Source organism: Paenibacillus thiaminolyticus (genome assembly GCF_003591545.1).
GTDB lineage: Bacteria > Bacillota > Bacilli > Paenibacillales > Paenibacillaceae > Paenibacillus_B > Paenibacillus_B thiaminolyticus_A.
In genome coordinates, this window is sequence record NZ_QYZD01000026.1 from 59,123 (window position 1) to 76,239 (window position 17,117).

14 protein-coding genes, 11 tRNA genes and 2 pseudogenes are annotated in these 17,117 nt (G+C 50.0%); 7 read left to right on the forward strand and 20 right to left on the reverse strand.

Features of this window, described 5'->3' with window-relative positions:
• Window positions 1–3: 3 nt before the first annotated feature.
• Both DQX05_RS22330 and DQX05_RS22335 read right to left on the reverse strand, forming a co-directional pair.
• A complete protein-coding gene (locus tag DQX05_RS22330) occupies window positions 4–381 on the reverse strand; it encodes a BlaI/MecI/CopY family transcriptional regulator (protein WP_119795669.1) in 378 nt (125 codons plus the stop codon).
• 219 nt (window positions 382–600) lie between these two features.
• Window positions 601–984 carry a hypothetical protein gene (locus DQX05_RS22335; RefSeq protein WP_119795670.1) on the reverse strand — a complete coding sequence of 128 codons (384 nt, stop codon included), beginning with the start codon at window positions 982–984 and terminating at the stop codon, window positions 601–603.
• A gap of 323 nt (window positions 985–1,307) precedes the next feature.
• Here DQX05_RS22335 and DQX05_RS22340 point away from each other — a divergent pair, with 323 nt between their 5' ends.
• On the forward strand, window positions 1,308–1,886 hold the full coding sequence (locus DQX05_RS22340; RefSeq protein ID WP_119795671.1) for an RNA polymerase sigma factor: 579 nt from the start codon (window positions 1,308–1,310) through the stop codon (window positions 1,884–1,886).
• A 105-nt stretch (window positions 1,887–1,991) separates the two neighbouring features.
• Here DQX05_RS22340 and DQX05_RS22345 read toward each other — a convergent pair whose 3' ends face one another.
• Complete coding sequence (locus DQX05_RS22345) at window positions 1,992–2,255, reverse strand: sortase domain-containing protein (protein WP_259392178.1); 264 nt, start codon at window positions 2,253–2,255, stop codon at window positions 1,992–1,994.
• A 301-nt stretch (window positions 2,256–2,556) separates the two neighbouring features.
• On the opposite strand from DQX05_RS22345, the gene DQX05_RS22350 reads away from it, so the two are divergent.
• The 3 genes from DQX05_RS22350 to DQX05_RS22360 all read left to right on the forward strand — a co-directional run bounded on the left by DQX05_RS22350 (window position 2,557) and on the right by DQX05_RS22360 (window position 4,146).
• Window positions 2,557–3,354 (forward strand): DUF817 domain-containing protein, encoded by a 798-nt coding sequence (locus DQX05_RS22350; RefSeq protein ID WP_119795673.1) that lies wholly within the window; start codon window positions 2,557–2,559, stop codon window positions 3,352–3,354.
• 90 nt (window positions 3,355–3,444) lie between these two features.
• Window positions 3,445–3,921 (forward strand): DUF2975 domain-containing protein, encoded by a 477-nt coding sequence (locus DQX05_RS22355; RefSeq protein ID WP_119795674.1) that lies wholly within the window; start codon window positions 3,445–3,447, stop codon window positions 3,919–3,921.
• Between the two features lie 9 nt (window positions 3,922–3,930).
• Window positions 3,931–4,146 (forward strand): helix-turn-helix domain-containing protein, encoded by a 216-nt coding sequence (locus DQX05_RS22360; protein ID WP_119795675.1) that lies wholly within the window; start codon window positions 3,931–3,933, stop codon window positions 4,144–4,146.
• Window positions 4,147–4,540: 394 nt separating this feature from the next.
• On the opposite strand, the gene DQX05_RS22370 is transcribed toward DQX05_RS22360, so the two are convergent.
• The 3 genes and pseudogenes from DQX05_RS22370 to DQX05_RS22380 all read right to left on the reverse strand — a co-directional run.
• Window positions 4,541–5,863 carry an NtaA/DmoA family FMN-dependent monooxygenase gene (locus DQX05_RS22370; RefSeq protein WP_119795677.1) on the reverse strand — a complete coding sequence of 441 codons (1,323 nt, stop codon included), beginning with the start codon at window positions 5,861–5,863 and terminating at the stop codon, window positions 4,541–4,543.
• Between the two features lie 182 nt (window positions 5,864–6,045).
• Window positions 6,046–6,858, reverse strand: coding sequence for a helix-turn-helix transcriptional regulator (locus DQX05_RS22375; RefSeq protein ID WP_119795686.1), 813 nt, complete (start codon window positions 6,856–6,858; stop codon window positions 6,046–6,048).
• A gap of 156 nt (window positions 6,859–7,014) precedes the next feature.
• Window positions 7,015–8,420 (reverse strand): annotated as a pseudogene (locus DQX05_RS22380) (squalene--hopene cyclase); the annotation flags it as partial.
• A 46-nt stretch (window positions 8,421–8,466) separates the two neighbouring features.
• Between DQX05_RS22380 and DQX05_RS22385 the strand changes: the two are divergent.
• Together DQX05_RS22385 and DQX05_RS22390 are read left to right on the forward strand one after the other, a co-directional pair.
• A pseudogene (locus tag DQX05_RS22385) lies at window positions 8,467–9,310 on the forward strand (DUF2515 family protein); the annotation flags it as partial.
• Window positions 9,311–9,642: 332 nt separating this feature from the next.
• Window positions 9,643–10,500: a polysaccharide deacetylase family protein gene (locus DQX05_RS22390; RefSeq protein ID WP_182914873.1), complete on the forward strand. Its 858-nt coding sequence runs from the start codon at window positions 9,643–9,645 to the stop codon at window positions 10,498–10,500.
• A gap of 102 nt (window positions 10,501–10,602) precedes the next feature.
• On the opposite strand, the gene DQX05_RS22395 is transcribed toward DQX05_RS22390, so the two are convergent.
• From DQX05_RS22395 to DQX05_RS22415, 5 genes are all read right to left on the reverse strand, one after another.
• A tRNA-Leu gene (locus DQX05_RS22395) sits at window positions 10,603–10,684 on the reverse strand.
• 14 nt (window positions 10,685–10,698) lie between these two features.
• Window positions 10,699–10,775: transfer RNA gene (locus DQX05_RS22400), tRNA-Arg, on the reverse strand.
• Window positions 10,776–10,783: 8 nt separating this feature from the next.
• A tRNA-Gly gene (locus tag DQX05_RS22405) sits at window positions 10,784–10,858 on the reverse strand.
• Between the two features lie 233 nt (window positions 10,859–11,091).
• Complete coding sequence (locus DQX05_RS22410) at window positions 11,092–12,111, reverse strand: asparaginase (protein ID WP_119795678.1); 1,020 nt, start codon at window positions 12,109–12,111, stop codon at window positions 11,092–11,094.
• Window positions 12,112–12,151: 40 nt separating this feature from the next.
• On the reverse strand, window positions 12,152–14,134 hold the full coding sequence (locus DQX05_RS22415; protein WP_119795679.1) for an alpha-amylase family protein: 1,983 nt from the start codon (window positions 14,132–14,134) through the stop codon (window positions 12,152–12,154).
• A gap of 116 nt (window positions 14,135–14,250) precedes the next feature.
• On the opposite strand from DQX05_RS22415, the gene DQX05_RS22420 reads away from it, so the two are divergent.
• Window positions 14,251–15,123 carry a helix-turn-helix domain-containing protein gene (locus tag DQX05_RS22420; protein WP_119795680.1) on the forward strand — a complete coding sequence of 291 codons (873 nt, stop codon included), beginning with the start codon at window positions 14,251–14,253 and terminating at the stop codon, window positions 15,121–15,123.
• A gap of 35 nt (window positions 15,124–15,158) precedes the next feature.
• Here the strand turns inward: DQX05_RS22420 and DQX05_RS22425 are convergent, their stop codons facing one another.
• From DQX05_RS22425 to DQX05_RS22465, 9 genes are all read right to left on the reverse strand, one after another.
• On the reverse strand, window positions 15,159–16,169 hold the full coding sequence (locus DQX05_RS22425; RefSeq protein ID WP_259392177.1) for a phosphotransferase: 1,011 nt from the start codon (window positions 16,167–16,169) through the stop codon (window positions 15,159–15,161).
• 123 nt (window positions 16,170–16,292) lie between these two features.
• Window positions 16,293–16,368 (reverse strand) — tRNA-Lys (locus DQX05_RS22430).
• Window positions 16,369–16,371: 3 nt separating this feature from the next.
• A tRNA-Glu gene (locus DQX05_RS22435) sits at window positions 16,372–16,446 on the reverse strand.
• A 17-nt stretch (window positions 16,447–16,463) separates the two neighbouring features.
• Window positions 16,464–16,540 (reverse strand) — tRNA-Asp (locus DQX05_RS22440).
• A gap of 58 nt (window positions 16,541–16,598) precedes the next feature.
• Window positions 16,599–16,672 (reverse strand) — tRNA-Met (locus tag DQX05_RS22445).
• A 6-nt stretch (window positions 16,673–16,678) separates the two neighbouring features.
• Window positions 16,679–16,754: transfer RNA gene (locus DQX05_RS22450), tRNA-Val, on the reverse strand.
• Window positions 16,755–16,766: 12 nt separating this feature from the next.
• A tRNA-Glu gene (locus DQX05_RS22455) sits at window positions 16,767–16,841 on the reverse strand.
• A gap of 5 nt (window positions 16,842–16,846) precedes the next feature.
• Window positions 16,847–16,939, reverse strand: a tRNA-Ser gene (locus DQX05_RS22460).
• Between the two features lies 1 nt (window position 16,940).
• A tRNA-Asn gene (locus DQX05_RS22465) sits at window positions 16,941–17,016 on the reverse strand.
• Window positions 17,017–17,117: the final 101 nt, after the last annotated feature.

Below are 17,117 nucleotides of genomic sequence, written 5' to 3' on the forward strand. Positions count from 1 at the left end.
CGGCTACTCCCTCCGTTCCTTGGCCCATTTCAACAATTCATCCAACTCTTTTTCCGTAAGCTGCTTCCCGTTGTACAAGGTATTAACAAAGCTTAAAAATGAGTTTTCGTGATACTGCTTCATAAAATGCTGCGTTTCTAAGGCAAGATAGTCTTCTTTGCGTATGAGCGGATAATATGTGCGTTCCTTCCCTTCCTTTTCCGTCTGCAAAAACCCCCGTTCGACCAAACGCAGCATCAGGGAAATGACGGTAGGAGCCTTCCATTGGCGTTCATTCCCGAGTTGCTCCATAATCATGGCAGTCGTAATCGGCGGTTCATTCGCCCACACTACCCTCATAATGTCAAATTCCGCATCAGGCAGCTTCTTCATCTTTCTCATCCCATTAACTCCTTTTTGACAATTGTCTTACATAAAGTTTTACACTTGTCAAAAATAAATGTCAATAGGTTGTGCGAATATTTTTTTACAATTGTCTAATATGTATTTCCCGTTATAAAAAAGAAGATGTTTATACCAAGCAAACAAAGTCTAGGCAGACTTGATCCGCATTGGTATAAACATTCTTCTACACAGCCATGACCCTGCTCTTACTCCAGCTTACACGTGTGTGTAAGTGTATACGGCCTTAGCGCCATGGGTGTTTCCACCCTGCACGCCATGCGCTCCATATATAGCATAAGCTTTGGAAGGCAACGAGCTCCAGGAGCCCGATAAATTAGTCGCTCCTCTAGAACTGCGAATTTCCTGCTGCCGGACAAGTGTTTTGCCGTTAATGTCTTGAATCGTGCCTCCGACTGTCAGGTACGCATTGTCACGATTTTGAGAGACCTTTGTCTTATAGGATTTACCCGATAACTCACCGGTAAGCGTTCCATAGCCCGGTGCCGACGTGGAGCTTGTGTTCGCAAATGCCGCCGTGGACAAGGAGAAGCAAGCTACAACAGCGACCAATCCAGCAATTGTCTTTTTACCTAGTTTCATAGAAAACCCTCCCACTTTGTTTTTTGAACATTACCATGACCTCGACTTCAAAACTTCCTGCAGAACTTTACACTGCATCAGACGTTGCGGGGGACACACACCTCCTGCCCGTTAGATGATGGATGTAAAGTCATGATGAAGGTTTCTCTATATAGTAGACGGACAAGGCTACCAAAATATGACGAAATGATTTTTTATTGTATAAAGTAGTAAGTATTATGAGAAATTTCATAGATCAATCTACCTTTTTAGTATATATTAGTATATATAGAAAAAAAGGGCGAGATAGGAACATATGCTTGCCAGTTCGTGGAGGGGGCATTATGGAACAGTGGTTGTCTTTTTTACAGCGTAATTTTCAACACCTGGACCGCTCATCCCAAGAATTGACTTACCAATCCTACCGGGAATTCATCTACCATGACATTTACTTTTTACTGCAAAATCATCAGCTGACGGAAGACGTTATCCAAGAATCCTTCTTGAAGGTGATTGACTCATCGCCTAAATCGAAAAATGCGGCCAATATGAAGGCGTGGCTCAAAAAAATCGCGCGGAATACCGCTTATGATTATTTGAGGAAAGACAAAAAATATCAATATTTATCCAACCTGGAGAGCATAGAGGAAAAGGAACTGTTCTCTTCCGAAGCCGAAACGGCCGTAGCCGATCAAGTGGAGGAGCAAATTCGCGATGAAATGCTTCATGAAGCTCTTGACCAGCTTAATGAGAGATATCGCAATGTGTTGTTTCGCTACTATATGGAAGATAAGTCACATCGAGAGCTGGCTCGGGAATTAGGGATCAGCGAGCAAGCTTCTGCGCAATTATTGGTTAGAGCGCGCAAAAAATTGCGTTACTATTTTTGCAAAAGATGGGTTGATCGCGAAGAAAAAAGATAATGTCTTATGCGGAAGACGGCGGCAGCCTCCCGGGGCAAGTAAGCACACAGCCGCTCCCCGGCTGCATCCCGAGAAGCGCCGCCGATTCACTCGGCCCCTCAATGGCTATAAGTTGCTCATTTCCAGCTGACAGGCATCCTTCATCTCCTTCGTTGCCTCTTGAATCGGCGTCTTGCCGACAAATCTGCCTCTCGTCAACACCCGCGCCTTGCCGCTGTCATCACAGGTGATCAAGGTCAACATTCGTTCCGTGCCCTCATCCTCAATGACTTCGACCGCCGTTGCTTCGATCGTTTTTTGCTCCTCGATCTGATATTCATAGATATACTGCATATCGGTTACATAAGCTGCCGTGCCCGTTTTGACTATAGATTATCCTTGCAGCGGTTCTCTTCTTTGTGCCCATTCACGATCCTCCCGTACGTGTTTCTATCCGCTTTTTATTATAGGCGACTTCATGAAGCAGCGACACCTGAAAACTAGACAAAATCTGGACATACACAAATTAAACAATAAGTATTTATCGATAAACAATAAATTTTTATTGACCAGGAGGATAACCGACGAGTATGATAAGACCTGTCGAGCCGCATGGCGGATCATTCAAGGTGCCGTTGCGGAGGTGTACTGCCCTTCCGTCAGACGGATTCCAATGCAGGGGGAACCTATCATGGCTTTCAAGCTTAAATCATTTGTCGAGTTCGGCTGGCAGCAGGCGCTGTCCTGCCTGTTCCCGGCCATTATTTTTGCGGCGCTTGCGCTCACGCGGGTGATAGACATCCCGTACATTCCCGCTTACGACTTCATGCTCCTTATCTGTCTCGCGGTTCAAATCATCATGATCCGTTCCGGGCTGGAAACGATGGACGAGCTAAAGGTCATTTGCGTGTTCCATCTGATCGGGCTCGTGCTTGAAATTTACAAAGTTCACATGGGATCATGGGCTTATCCGCTCGACGGATGGACCAAAGTGTTCGGCGTGCCGCTCTATAGCGGATTTATGTATGCGAGCGTCGCCAGTTACTTATGCCAGGCGTGGCGCCGGCTGCAGGTGAAGCTGCACCGGTATCCGAAGCCGTGGTGTACCGTCCCGCTCGGCGCGGCGATTTACCTCAATTTCATGACCCACCATTTCATCTACGATTTGCGCTGGGTGTTGACCATTCTGCTGTTCGCCGTCTTCCTTCGCACATATGTCGAATATACGGTGCTGGGCGTGACGCGGCGGATGCCGCTCGTGCTCTCGTTTGCGTTGATCGGTTTCTTTATTTGGGTAGCGGAAAATATCGGGACGTTCCTGGGTGCTTGGCGCTATCCGCATCAGGCCAATGGTTGGAATCTCGTTCAGTTGGGGAAATTCAGTTCATGGTTCTTGCTGGTCATCGTATCGTTCATGATCGTCGCCCAGTTGAAGCATGTGAAGGAAGGCCGCTCCCAGAGCATAGAACAGCCGCTTGAGATGCCATAAATAGATGTTAACCAAGAAACATGAAAAACATATTGATAAACGATAAATGCAGTGATATGCTATTGCCATTCATTTTATGCGAGGTGCTGTATGCTGCGAAGAAAAACCGCTTTCCTTAAACTGGCTATCGCCATGATTGGGATTACGGCTTTGATTTTGTCTATATTCTGGCTGCCCGGATTCGTGACCAGCCGTGCAGCGGAGTATCCGGATTACATCTCTTTGAAATATCCGGTACTCATCGTTGTATATACGACATCGATACCTTTTTACATTGCTCTTTATCAATCTTACAAGCTGCTCCAATATATCGAACGAAAACATGCTTTTTCCGATTTCGCTGTAGCATCGTTGAAGCGCATCAAACAGTGCGCCGTTGCAATCGCGATCATCTATGCTTTAGGTGGCGCATTCCTTGGCTTCCAGAGCGTCCTGCTCACTTCCATCGCACTCATAGGAGCAGTCATCATTTTTGCCGCTTTCACGGTAGCGATTTTTGCGGCAGTGCTTCAAGAACTGCTAACCCACGCACTTGAAATCAAATCAGAAAATGATTTGACAGTCTGAGGTGTCCATATGGCGATTATCATCAATATCGATGTTATGTTGGCAAAACGAAAAATGAGCGTCACCGAGCTGTCGGAGAAGGTCGGCATTACGATGGCGAACCTGTCCATCCTGAAAAATGGCAAAGCGAAGGCGGTCCGCTTTTCTACCTTGGAGAAAATATGCGAAGTGCTGGACTGTCAGCCAGGTGATATATTGGAATATGTAAAAGAGGATCCGTCCTGAACGAGAACCAGCCCCGCGCTTGCATCCAAGCCGGGGCGTTTTTCATTCTTCCCTATTGACCCGCCAGTTCCATAAAATTATCTGCAGCCAGCCGGATAGCCAAGACGCTTCCTGTATTGAGGGAATTATCAAGCCCGTCGGCTTCAGCCGTACTTGCACCGCCCGGTTGCTCACTTTCATGCACATTGGCCCCGTTAAGTCGAAGGCGTGTTCTCCACGGGCGTGCCGGAACAACCGGCCAGCACTCCTATCAGAATGAAAAGCGAAACAATCAAGCCAGTCCATCTAATCATGTTGCTCCCTCCGGCATACTCTCAATATGATGTAACCAAATGCTTCATCTTGGAACGCCCCGCAATCATCGTAAAAAACCCTGCTTGGCATCGGCTCCGGTTCATTCCAATGACAGATGTTGCATGCCTAAATGATCCTTTAGAGTCGAGCCTGTATATTCTCTTCTGAACAAACCTCGCTCCACCAACTGCGGCATCAACTTTTCAAAAAATAGCTCCAGCGATTGTTCCGAACCGCCCGGAAGCGCGATGAAGCCGTCGATTGCGCCTGCTTCAAACCGCTCCATAATATCGTTCAGCACATCCTCGACCGTTCCAACCGCAACCCAGTGAGCGGACGCGGTCACATCAGGCCTTGCCAACACCTCTGCTACTGTAGGCTGATAGGCAGTAATATATCGGCGCAACAGCTCAGCATGCGTTCGGCTGCGGACGGGCTGATTCGGATCGGGCAGCATATCGGCTGTTACGCGATGATCCGGAGCAAAGCCGCTTACATCAAGGCCCAGCACAGATTGGAGCGATGCCTGTCTGCGCTCAACACTCAAATGCGCGTGCGCAGCTTGATATAAGGCATGCGCTTCCTCGCGGGTCTCGCCCAAGAAAAAATACAGTCCGGGCAGAACTTTGATGGCATCCGGATCGCGTCCATGCGCCTCGGCTCTTCTTCTTAGATCATGTCGCAACTCCACCCCCGATTCCAGATCCGGCATCGCCGCAAAAATGGCATCCGCTATGGAAGCTGCAAAATGGCGTCCCGTATCCGATGCGCCTGCTTGAAATAAAGGAATCGAGCCCGATGGATGGGCAGGCAAAGTAAGCGGTCCCTTGACACTGAAAAACTCGCCTGAATGATTGATCGGGGGAACTTGATCCGGATCCGAAAAAGTGCCCGACTCGCGGTCAATCACGATGGCTTCATGGGGAAAACTTGCCCAAAGCTTGCGTACAACATCAGTAAACTCCCTTGCTCTCGCATATCTTTCTTGCGGAGAAGGCATAGGCGACTCACCGAAATTGTCCGCTCCTTCAATCGAAGTGACAATATTCCAGCCGGCCCGTCCGTTGCTAAGCCAATGCAGCGACTGAAGCTGCCTTGCGACAATATACGGCGGATTGAACGTGGTGGACACCGTGGTAACGAGGCCGATCCGCTCCGTCTCGCGGGCGATCGCCGCTAACATCATCGTAGGGTCGTGACTGCCAAAATTAGCGGAATCACCCAGCATCTGCGGGCTAATATAAAGATAATCCGCCCTGAACAGAAAATCGAGCTTTGCCTTCTCCGCCATCTTGGCCACTTCGATGTAATAATCAATCGATCCCATTTTCTCCACGCCGCTATCCGAACGCCGCCAACCGTGTCCTTTCATCCAGGTTGCCGATAAGGAAAATCCGATACATAATTGCCGATATGCAGTCACTTCTACCAACCTCTCCTGTTCGATAATATGGTCACGGAAAATATCAATAACGATTCTCATTATCAGTGAATAGTGTAGCAAGGACCCCAGCAAAAGCAAATACACAAATCCCAAATGAGGCATGAACAATTATCTAATCCGGGGCTGAAACACATCCATCTTCACTCATAGATAGGAATATTTTATTGATCTGCGTATGCGGAGGGAGACATGCCGAATTTCTTTTTAAACGCTCGGCTGAAATATAACGGATTGGCGTAGCCGACACTGACAGCAATATCACGGATAGGAAAAATGCCGGCTTTAAGCAATTCACTCGCTCTTTCCATACGATAATTGATGAGATAGTCGATTGGGCGACACCCTGTATATTTATGAAAAAAGTAGGAGAAGCTTTTAGGGCTCATAGCATGCAGCCCCGCTATCTCTTCCAGTGTCAGCGGGTTCATATAATGTCTTTTTATGTAATCAGTCGCTTCCTCTATCACTCGTTTACTTGGAGCGCTGCTGGTCATCCGATGCTTGTGGCCCACCAGCACTTGATGCAGGATACTTAAAAATAATTCCTTCACGCGAAGTTTCCCAATCCCTCCAAGTGTTTGGGCATTCTGATGAAGCATAGTCAGTAAGTCGATCACTCTCGGGTTGGCTCTGGGCTCCAGCTTGAAATGAGCATTGCATCCATGATCGCGTTTTTCTTCCCCGCTCTTATCCAGGCGATAAAAAATAGAATAATATTCCAACTCGGATTGGCCTATCACTCTCGAGTCCAACTGCATGCCTGGAGCCGCATGAAATACGAATCCTGGATGTAAATCGTAGATCGTTCCATTCACACAGATTCTAGCTTGTCCGCGAACTATAAAAAGAAATCCATGCCTAACGGTTCGAAATTCACGCAAAATACTTTTCGGCTGGATGACTAAACGGTAGACATCTTCTATATTATAGGGATCATTGGCAAAAACTCCAGCTAACTTCTCCACATCTATCATAATATCGCACCTGCTCTCTATCCCAATATTGAATACTTGGGCTTGCCAAGTCATTTTTGAATCGGCAATTTCACGGATAATTGTATCACCTTTTTGGAGTCCGTCCGCCGGATCATACCTAAACTGGCTGGTCAACTCCCAGACTCCAATCCTTCGTTATTCAAACTTCCTTCGGTAATGCGCTAATGCAAGCAGGGGAAAGATATACCGGTAACTATGATAATGGATATAAAACGCTCCTCCCATCCCTTGGCCTTTTGGATAGTCCGTGGTCCAATCCTCTTTCTCAAGGGAATCTAGCAAAAATGTGATACCTTTTTGGATGGCCGTCGTCGGCCGGTCTGCAATGGCTATCAAGGCATCCAACGCCCAAGCCGTATCCGTCAGCGTGCTCGTCTTTAACGAAACGTAGGTCATTTGAATGTCACTGCGGCACGATTCGCCCCATCCGCCGTCCGCATTCTGAATACTCCTCAGCCATGCGGCCGCCTTTTGCATGCTTGGATGCTTTTTTGATACGCCTTCCGCTTTCAAACCTGTAACAGCGCCCCATGTACCGTAAATATAGCAAATCCCCCAGCGCCCGTACCACGAACCGTCCTTCCGCTGATCTTTTGACAGCCAATGTACAGCAGTCCGGATAACGCATGGCTGGCGGGAAGGTTAGTATAGTTCCCCAAAAATTCAAGCGTTCTCCCGGTCAAATCCGCACAAGGAGGATCCAGCAGCAAAAACCGGCCCTTTTCAAGCGGAATAAATTTTAATAGCTTGGAATCCGTATTTTTTTCAAAAGCAGACCACCCGCCATTATCGTTCTGCATCGGCAAAAGCCAGCTGATGCCCCTTGCCCAGGCCGTTGGATGCTGCGACGCAATTCTGGATATGGACCTTAACGAGGCCGTCGTGTCATCCACATCCGGATTCATCGTATTCACATCAGAAAAACCCCAGCCGCCCGGCAAGCCGTTGGGATTGTGCACGACCCAGTCGCCGAAGCGGTAATGCTGGCGGCTCAGCAAATACTTGTTGGCCTTCATCACCATTGGGTCTTCATGCGATACTCCCGCTGCCTGAAGCGTATAGCCTATTAACGAGGTATTCCACACATTGGCCGTAGTGTATTGCATATGAGGGAGGCCATTAATTTCGCATTTCATTGCCCGAAGCCCCTCGACGGCCTGTGTAATGACCGGATCGGTTTTTTTATAGCCTAAGGACAGCAGGGCAAAAATCATCAAAAAGGTACTGCTGTAATAACTATAAAACGTTCCGTCCTGCTCCAAATGATCCAGCATATAGGTTCGGGCACGCTCAAACGCTAAGCGGCGCAGTTCCCTCGGGATGCCGATCAATCTGTTGACTCCGTCCTGAATAAAGGAGAGCAGCGAGCGCCATTCCCTTGAGCGAACCCATTGCTCCTCATCCTCCCTGGACCATTTCAAATCAGACAGGTCGGGGGCATATACGGTTTTCATCGAAAACTTTTGATCAGCCAGTATCATAATCGGAGTCAGGTTGGCTCTCCCGAAAACAGAGAAAGAATAGAAATTGATAGGGAAGCTGCTATCTTTTTTACAAGAAAGCGCCTAAAAAACGCCGCTTGAAACGATTCGCGAGGAATTAAAGAAAAGAAAGAAACACTCCCCTGCCATCTTGAATGAGCTAACTCTTACCGAGAAAAAGATTCTGAACAAAATCAGAGAGATTACACAGGACCACAACCTAAATAATGTGACGAGAACAAAAGCCTATCTCGAGTTCTATCTCCGTCATCCTGATGTCCACTGGGCGTTTTTAGGCCATATGGTATCGCGGAATGGCGGCTGGAATATGACCGATCTAAGGGAGAGTTTATTTCTGCTTTACGATGAGGGTTTACGGCAAAATAGACCCATGTTTTATCTGCTGCCTCATTTGAATGCTTCTATTTTTATGGAAACGGTTTGGAATTATTTTTGGAGAGTCCGAGATACGTATATTCTTTGTATAGCGTTAGTTATCAATGAACAGAGCTATTTGGAACAAAGGGTCATCCAAATTCCAGTCTCTCCATGAGCGAATTTTACTTGGCAAAAGGCTGTATGCGATTTTGTATAAAAATAAGGATTTTCATAGGCAGGCTCTGGAGTGGGCGACACATCAGCCGCATACCGGATCGAGGAAGGACTACTGGCCGTATTTATTCAATGATGTAAATGAAGGCGCACCGGGAATTACGTATCCATTACGGTTAAAATCATGCCGGCTTCGCAAGGGAGCGAGGAGAATTTACAGCCCTAAGCTGGAGTATGTCTGGAAAAATGTCAGCCAGCCGGAAGCGGAACCGGGGGATTGGTTTCAACATATAAGCGTGGTGGATTATTTGGAGGATGACCTAGAAATGATGGACGGAGAGATTAAGAATGACTACTGCAAAACATTGGAGCGGCTCGAAATTGCCGCGCTTGCCAAAAAAAACGATTCACTTTCTGGAACAAAGATAGTTTGGCATGTGCAGTACTTGGATCATTGCTTGGTACGGGAAGGCAGGCATTATCCTGTTTGTCAGCCTGTTGATGCCGATTTTGGAAAAAATAGCAGAGCGGCTTGGACTGTTTGTCCATTCCGATATGCATTTATACAGCTTCTTCGGTTATTTACTGTTTTTCACGATAATTTCAGGGGTTTATTTTTGGCTGAAAAAAAGAAGCGGATAAAACAAAACTCAGACTGGAGAAGCCACGAATAATTTATTCACATTGTGTAATTCTATAACTACGTGATATCCAAAGAAATGGAGGAAAGATGATCTTGCGTTTATTCTTATTAGTTCTAGCAGGGCTTATTGTGCTGTCGGGATGTGCTCAGAATCACGCGCAACCAAAGCCTGGAAGCAATCCTTACAGCTACAGCGTTCCCGAACAACCGCATATTTTGCAAAATTCTGTTGGATCTTCAACACCAGATCTTTCAGATGGACCAGAGGCAAATTTGCGTGAGCCGCATGCCCTTTCTTTGTCGGATTTGCGGGCCAAGTACCGATCAACATTTCTACTGCACGGTCCCGGTACGAAACGGGAAATTGCCCTTTCATTTGATGATGCGCCAGATGACAACTTCACCCCGAAGGTGTTGGATGTACTCAAAAGCGAAGGCGTAAAAGCAACTTTTTTCGTTGTTGGTAACAGAATCGAGAAGCATCCAGACATCGTGAAACGGATTGTCGAGGAAGGCCATATCCTTGGTAATCATTCTTACAACCATGCAAATTTGCCTAAATTAAGCGATGCAGAATTTCGCGAACAAATCACTAAAACGGATCAATTGATTCGCGAGCATACCGGATATACCCCCAATATCGTCCGGCCGCCTTATGGTAATATCAGTGAGGATCAAATCAAGTGGTTGGGAAGCCAGAAAAAAAAGATCGTCAACTGGAATGTCGATTCCCTCGATTGGAAAGGTTTGGACGCGGAAGAAGTGAAAACAAATGTCCTTGCTCATGTATCCCCAGGGGCGATTATTTTGCAACATTCTGCCGGGGGGACAGGCCAAGATTTATCCGGAACGGTTGCGGCTTTGCCGGATATCATTCGTACACTGAAAAACGATGGGGTGAAGTTGGTGACCATCCCCGAATTGCTGGATCTGAGTGTGAAATAAAAGGCTTACCGGACGCTCATGCAATACGCGAATGTGTACAGCTTAAAAAACAAAAAAAGTTCTTCAGGCTTGTTTAAGCCCAAAGAACATCGTCGCTTATGCTGGTGCCGGTGAGAGGACTCGAACCTCCACGGTTTCCCTCACGATTTTGAGTCGCGCGCGTCTGCCATTCCGCCACACCGGCCTATAAAGTTAATCTGGCGCGCCCTGAGAGATTCGAACTCCCGACCTTTTGATTCGTAGTCAAACGCTCTATCCGGCTGAGCTAAGGGCGCATTTATTCTGGAGCGGACAACGGGATTCGAACCCGCGACCCTCGCCTTGGCAAGGCGATACTCTACCACTGAGCTATGTCCGCGCATCGGCTGTCCAGCCTGTCCATCGTCATTCCATCACTTGCCGCGATAGTATGCTCGAAGAAGGACATTTATTAATATAACAGACCGCCTATCGAAAATCAATTCTTTTTTGATGAAAAGCGATGTTTTTTTCTTAGCTTTCTCTTCTTCTATATGCGGGCAAGAATGGAAAAAACCGCCTTGTCTTCAGGTTATCCCTTCGGACAAGACGGTATCGACTTATACTTTCTTCTTACTTTTTAACCCACTTCAATTCGAACTTCGCTTCCCGCATGCCAACGACCCGGCCATTGTCGTTCTTCGTCTCTGGCGGACTAAGCCGCCGCAGACGCTCGATCGTCTCCGCGTTCGGATATTCAATCTCCTTCAAAATATGGGCCACGATGAGCGGCCATTGATCCTCGGAGCCGTCCATCACTTTGAAGGCGATCCCCATGCGCTCTTGCCGCAAGCCGAAGCAGTAGATTCCTTTGGCGCCGCCTTTGGCGACGATGTTGTCGTCCTGCAGAAGCGTCGGACAGATCAACTGGGTGCCGGATACGTAGAACGGGTGCCGGTTCATTAGCGTCGTCAAGCGGATGACAGCTGCTCGGACCGCCTCATCCGGAATCAGATCCGGACAAGCAAGCCGCAAGTACAGCGTAGCGATATTGCGGATCGGCAGCGCATAGACCGGGAAGCCGCATCCGTCCGTCCCTAACCGGATCTGCTCGACAGGCACATCCGAGAGCGCGGACATCAGAGACAGCACCTGCTGCTGCACCGGATGGTCCTGCTCGGCATAGTTCTCGGTCGGCCAGCCTTTCATTTTGCAGAGCGCCAGCACCCCGAGATGCTTGCCCGAGCAATTGTGGTAGATGGAGCGTGCAGGCTCTCCATGGGCGATCAGCTCGTCGCGGGCCGCTACGTTCAGCGGATACGTCGGCTTGCATACGAACTGCGACTCCGAGATTCCGGTCTTGCGCATGAACGATTCCAGCGCTTCTACATGGAATTGCTGCGCCCGGTGGGATGCCGTCATAAGCACGATCTCTTCGTCGCTCAATCCATAATGCTCCGACACTCCGGCCATGAGCGCGGGCAGCGCCTGAACCGGCTTCGATGATGAACGCATGAAGCTGACATAGTTCTCGTCCCCTACCGAGAACAGCGCCTCTCCCAGCTCATTCACACCGACCATATGGCCGGTGTACGCGCATTCCAACCAATTGCCACGATACTCTTCTACTAACACTTTACCCAAGTCTACCACGTTGGTTCCTCCTCGCAACTCCGGGATGTCTGTCCTGCTGCTACTCATTATACTCTACGACGACCATTTGGTGGCATTCCAATTGAGGCACGGTAAATTGCACATCTCCCCCGGACGCCTTGAACTCGATTTCGGTCATTTGCGGAGCCAGATAGACCCGCTTCACGTCGGTCACCGGCAGCTGGAGCTGAACCTCGACCTGTTGCAGCGGAATCATATCTTCAATGATTTCGACCCGTTCCCCGCGCTTCACTGGGGAAGCATACAGCAAATGATTGATATATCGGCGCTCTGCTGCTTGATGCTGGAGCGTCGTCACGCCCTGGGCAGGCAGCGTCGTCTTCAACGTGATCTGCTCCCCGAGCAGCCGGCGAAGCGCGAACAGGACCATTTCCTTCAAAATGAGACTGCCCTTCGTCGCATAATCTTCAAATACGTTCCAAGCGATATAAATGCCTTGGGCGGATTCGACCATGCCAGGACCGCCATCCTGTTCAGAACTCGGTGCATGCTGATGGGAACAGAAACGGAATGCCTGGCGGTTGAAGTACGGATCCTCTCTTCTTCCAAGCTTTGTGCCGTCTGTCAGCTCGATGCGGCGGCCTTCTCCGTACATGACATAAGCCGCTTCTCCGAGATTCGCCATTCCATCGCATAGCGGACGGAAATAATCCGGACGGAACGGATTCGGCCCGATATCGGTGAAGCCAAGGGACAGCATCTGCCGCGTCAGTTCGATATTCAGGCCGGAACGCCCGGACGCCAGCACTTTGCCCCCTGCAGCCAAGAACGCCTCCACCTTCGGCAAAATGGGATCCTTCATCACGATCGAGTCCGGGAGAATGAGCACCGTATAGCCGCTCCAGTCGCTTTCCAGGTCTACAATATCGAACAAGATTTTGCCTTCCAGCAGCATACGGACCGCACCCATATCGACTTTGCCGGAATACATGGCTCCGCTTTCCTGCTGTACGCCGGCGGCCTCTACCGTAAGCAGTGCGACATCCGCATGGTTGACTGCGTTGATGCACCATGCTTCCTTGGCCTCCACTTCCGCGTACGCCTTCCTGATCAGCTCATACGTCGCCCGGTCCATCTGTCCGCCAGGGTGAAGCTGGTCTCCGATCGAGCAGCGGGCACCGTTCGCCAAGCTCAGCGCTGTCTCATAGCGCAAGGCGTTCGGATGCTTGTAACCGCCGAATTCGCCCCAGAAGGTATGGAATTTCCCGGTCATGCCGAGGAAATGGAAGCCGGTTGGCTGCGCGTACCGGGCAGACAGCGGGAAATGATCATACCCCCAGCCGCCGGTCGGCAGCGACTCCAGTTCAAGATGGGAGTTCATGCCCATCAGATCACGGCGCCCCTGATGAATATGTCCCGCGTTATGGAAGACCGGCAATCCCGGCTTGATCGCGTCGATCGCTTCCCGGATGCGTGTCGTATAGTTCGCGTAAATGCGGCGGCCGTTCGCAATCACCTTTTCCTTGTTATGCGGATCGAGGCCGTCCGCCTGCATTTGCTTCAGACAGGTCGTACAGTAGCACGTCCGCTCGCCTACAATATCGAGGAAAATGCCGTCGCCGTCATACTTCCGCACCACTTCCTGCACCTGCTCAATGACCAGATCTAGATAGGGCGTGTTCAAGCAAAATTGATGATAGCCCGGCTTCATGAAGGAGTCCACCCAGTTCATCCGGTCCGCTTCATCCCGCATCAGCCATTGCGGCTTCTCCCAAGCCAGCTTCTCATCGAAGCCGACGGAAATATAAATCGGCACCTTGACGCCGATCTCGTGCGCCGCTTCGATCTGGGCGCCAAGCAGGTCAAAATCAAGCCCCGGATGGATTGCATTCGTTGCCGAAGGGAAATACGCCCAGCCGTGATGGCATTTGGCGAACACGGTTATCGAGTCCACATGTCCCAGCTGCAGCATTTCTTGAAAATTCTTTTTAGAAAAATTTCTCCCGATATCAGAAATATGCTCCGACGTATGGAAATCGAGGTGAACCTGTCTGTAGCGCATAATATCCTCCTATACATGACATTTTCTTGAGATCATTGTATCATTTACGTAGGCGGACGTATTTAAGACAGCTTCCTGTCATTTATACAAAATTCCGATCATGTGGAGGAAAAACGATGAAACCGCTCATTGAGGTACAGCCCCATATCCGTGCGGCGCATATGTACAACTATCGCGGGGCTCCTGAGGAGCAGCGGCGCAGAGGCTACAGCTATGCCTTCCATCTCTTCACGGAAGGCCATGGACATATGATTGTCAATGAACAGGTATACCCTGTTGCCAGCGGCAGCCTGATCTTCGTCCGTCCGGGAGAAGGACACTATTTCGTTCCGGCCCCGGGGGCAACGATGGATGCCTGCAATATTTACTGCGACTTATGGTGCGTGCCCCAGCCCAAGCAGCCGACCTTCGCTTATCAGTGGGACGACTATGATCCCCGGTGGCTTACGGAACAGATACCCTGCCCCGAATTGGATGGGCTGCCGACGAGCATGTCGCTGCGGCCTTACCCGCATCTGATCGAGCTGATCAAGCAGACGCTGGCTGCGTTCAACCGTTCCGGAAAATATAGGGCACAGGCAGTCTCCGCTTGCTTCTATTGCTGGATATTGCAATGGCATGAAGTAGGCAGCCTGACCGAGACGGCCGATTACCGGATTACCCGCATATTGGAGCAGATGGAGGCCTGTCCGGAGCAGCGGTTCTCCGTAGATTACTGGTGCAGCGAGTGCGGATTGGAGAAATCGCAATTCTATCGGCTGTTCAAGCAGGAGACCGGAATGTCGCCCAAAGCCTACGCGCTGCAGGCCCGCATGAAAAAAGCGGCCGTCCTGTTGATGGAAAGCCGCCAATCGATTACGGAAATCGCGCTTATGCTCGGATACGACTCCATTCATTATTTCTCCAACCAATTCTCCTCCGTCTACGGAATCAGCCCCTCATCCTACCGGATGGGCAAAGGGTACCAGAAGCTTGATCGCTGGTCATAACGCGATGCTCGGGCCAGCTTGTGCTTGTAAGCAAGCTACCGCTGGCCTGATTGGCCACCCCATTCGTCCAACCATCGAATGGCGGTCAGGCGTTCCCCCCAAGTATTCTGCAGCAGCCGGGATAGACGCGAACCTTGGCCGTTGACCGCGCTGCGTGTGGCCGCCCACGCTTCCACCGGCAAGCGGAACAAAGAGCCGATCAATGTCCGTTCCGCTGCCGCCAGCGGACGCACCAGCTCATACCCCTGTAACAGCGCTCCCATTAACAACGGATTGAAATTCGTGGTATTCAGAAGCGTCTTTGCGATTTCGTAGTAGGTTGAGTCCATTCTGACCTGATCCCAGTCAATCAAATACAAGCCATTCGAGTGCATAATAACATTCGGGAAGGTGACATCCCCGTGGATTAATGCCGGGATGCGGATTTCCTCCTGGAGCACCTGCTGCGTCTCCGTCCTCTGGATAGACCTCCACGCCTCCTCAGCCAAGCGAATGCACTGATCGCCATGTTCCCTGAACCAGTTCGCGATGCCCTTCCGCTTACGCATCATCGTCAATCGGCGGCGGAACATTCGGTCCTGTTCTCGGAAAAATGCAATCTGATAGGAAGTGTATGGAGACATGGGGGGAAGATCTGCCTGGCATATCGTATGAAGCGTCCCCAGCGCCCGGCCGAGTTGCTCATAGTGGTCTTCGTGCTGGAGTTTGCCGCCTTCTACCCACTCCATCATGTAGTACGGCCGCCCAGATTGATATACCCAATAACGGCCGGATGCGGTGACCAGCCAATGGGGCAGATGGGGATAATGCTTTGCCTGCAGCTTATGAATATAAGCCGTGACGCTAACAATTTGCTGCTTCGCAGTCAAATTCGTCCTGTTTTTTCTCCGGTAAAATGGCTTGATGACATATACGCCTTCATCGGTAAGCGCCCGAAATGCCGCATTGCGTCGATACAGCGAATGGCAGGGCTGAATGTGACGCAAGTGCAGCCCGTATCGCCGGACAAACGGTCTAAGCCGTGCTGTACTGATTCGCCTTGCCAAGCCGTCATCCTCCATTCTTTTCCCTGCACATGGTTACAATGTATTCGGAGAATGGTTCAAGGTAACCCCTTAACCGGCGTAAAAAAAAGCCTGCGCAACTGCGCAAGCTTGTTGAATGCATACTGGTGAGCCATGAAGGACTCGAACCTTCGACACCCTGATTAAAAGTCAGGTGCTCTACCAACTGAGCTAATGGCTCGCATGGTGACCCGTACGGGATTCGAACCCGTGTTACCGCCGTGAAAGGGCGGTGTCTTAACCGCTTGACCAACGGGCCCCAGCATTTGATAATAATGGCGGAGCTGACGGGATTCGAACCCGCGTTCTCCTGCGTGACAGGCAGGCATGTTAGGCCTCTACACCACAGCTCCATAGTTGTTATTCATTTTCCGCATCGATGCGTAATAACCGCTCTCGATGGAAATAATATTGCGGGGACAGGATTTGAACCTGCGACCTTCGGGTTATGAGCCCGACGAGCTACCGAACTGCTCCACCCCGCGATAATATGGTGGACACTAACGGGTTCGAACCGCTGACCCCCACCCTGTCAAGATGGTGCTCTCCCAACTGAGCTAAGTGTCCATATGAATGTAATGGTGACCCGTACGGGATTCGAACCCGTGTTACCGCCGTGAAAGGGCGGTGTCTTAACCGCTTGACCAACGGGCCACAACTGGCGGAGAGAGAGGGATTCGAACCCTCGAGACGCTTGTGACGCCTACACGATTTCCAATCGTGCTCCTTCGACCAAACTCGGACATCTCTCCATGGCTCCCCGAACAGGACTCGAACCTGTGACAACTCGGTTAACAGCCGAGTGCTCTACCAACTGAGCTATCAGGGAATGTAACGTATCTCTCAGACTTCTCCGGAGACCGATATGTAAAGCCTCTGCTTGGCAGCGTCCTACTCTCCCAGGACCCTGCGGTCCAAGTACCATCGGCG

Excerpts from the sequence above, each read along its gene's own strand:
- DQX05_RS22420 (WP_119795680.1), top strand. The coding sequence starts at position 14,251 with ATGAAACCGCTCATTGAGGTACAGCCCCATATCCGTGCGGCGCATATG.
- DQX05_RS22390 (WP_182914873.1), top strand. The coding sequence starts at position 9,643 with ATGATCTTGCGTTTATTCTTATTAGTTCTAGCAGGGCTTATTGTGCTG.
- DQX05_RS22340 (WP_119795671.1), top strand. The coding sequence starts at position 1,308 with ATGGAACAGTGGTTGTCTTTTTTACAGCGTAATTTTCAACACCTGGAC.
- DQX05_RS22375 (WP_119795686.1), bottom strand. The coding sequence starts at position 6,858 with ATGATAGATGTGGAGAAGTTAGCTGGAGTTTTTGCCAATGATCCCTAT.
- DQX05_RS22360 (WP_119795675.1), top strand. The coding sequence starts at position 3,931 with ATGGCGATTATCATCAATATCGATGTTATGTTGGCAAAACGAAAAATG.
- DQX05_RS22415 (WP_119795679.1), bottom strand. The coding sequence starts at position 14,134 with ATGCGCTACAGACAGGTTCACCTCGATTTCCATACGTCGGAGCATATT.
- DQX05_RS22355 (WP_119795674.1), top strand. The coding sequence starts at position 3,445 with ATGCTGCGAAGAAAAACCGCTTTCCTTAAACTGGCTATCGCCATGATT.
- DQX05_RS22330 (WP_119795669.1), bottom strand. The coding sequence starts at position 381 with ATGAGAAAGATGAAGAAGCTGCCTGATGCGGAATTTGACATTATGAGG.
- DQX05_RS22335 (WP_119795670.1), bottom strand. The coding sequence starts at position 984 with ATGAAACTAGGTAAAAAGACAATTGCTGGATTGGTCGCTGTTGTAGCT.
- DQX05_RS22350 (WP_119795673.1), top strand. The coding sequence starts at position 2,557 with ATGGCTTTCAAGCTTAAATCATTTGTCGAGTTCGGCTGGCAGCAGGCG.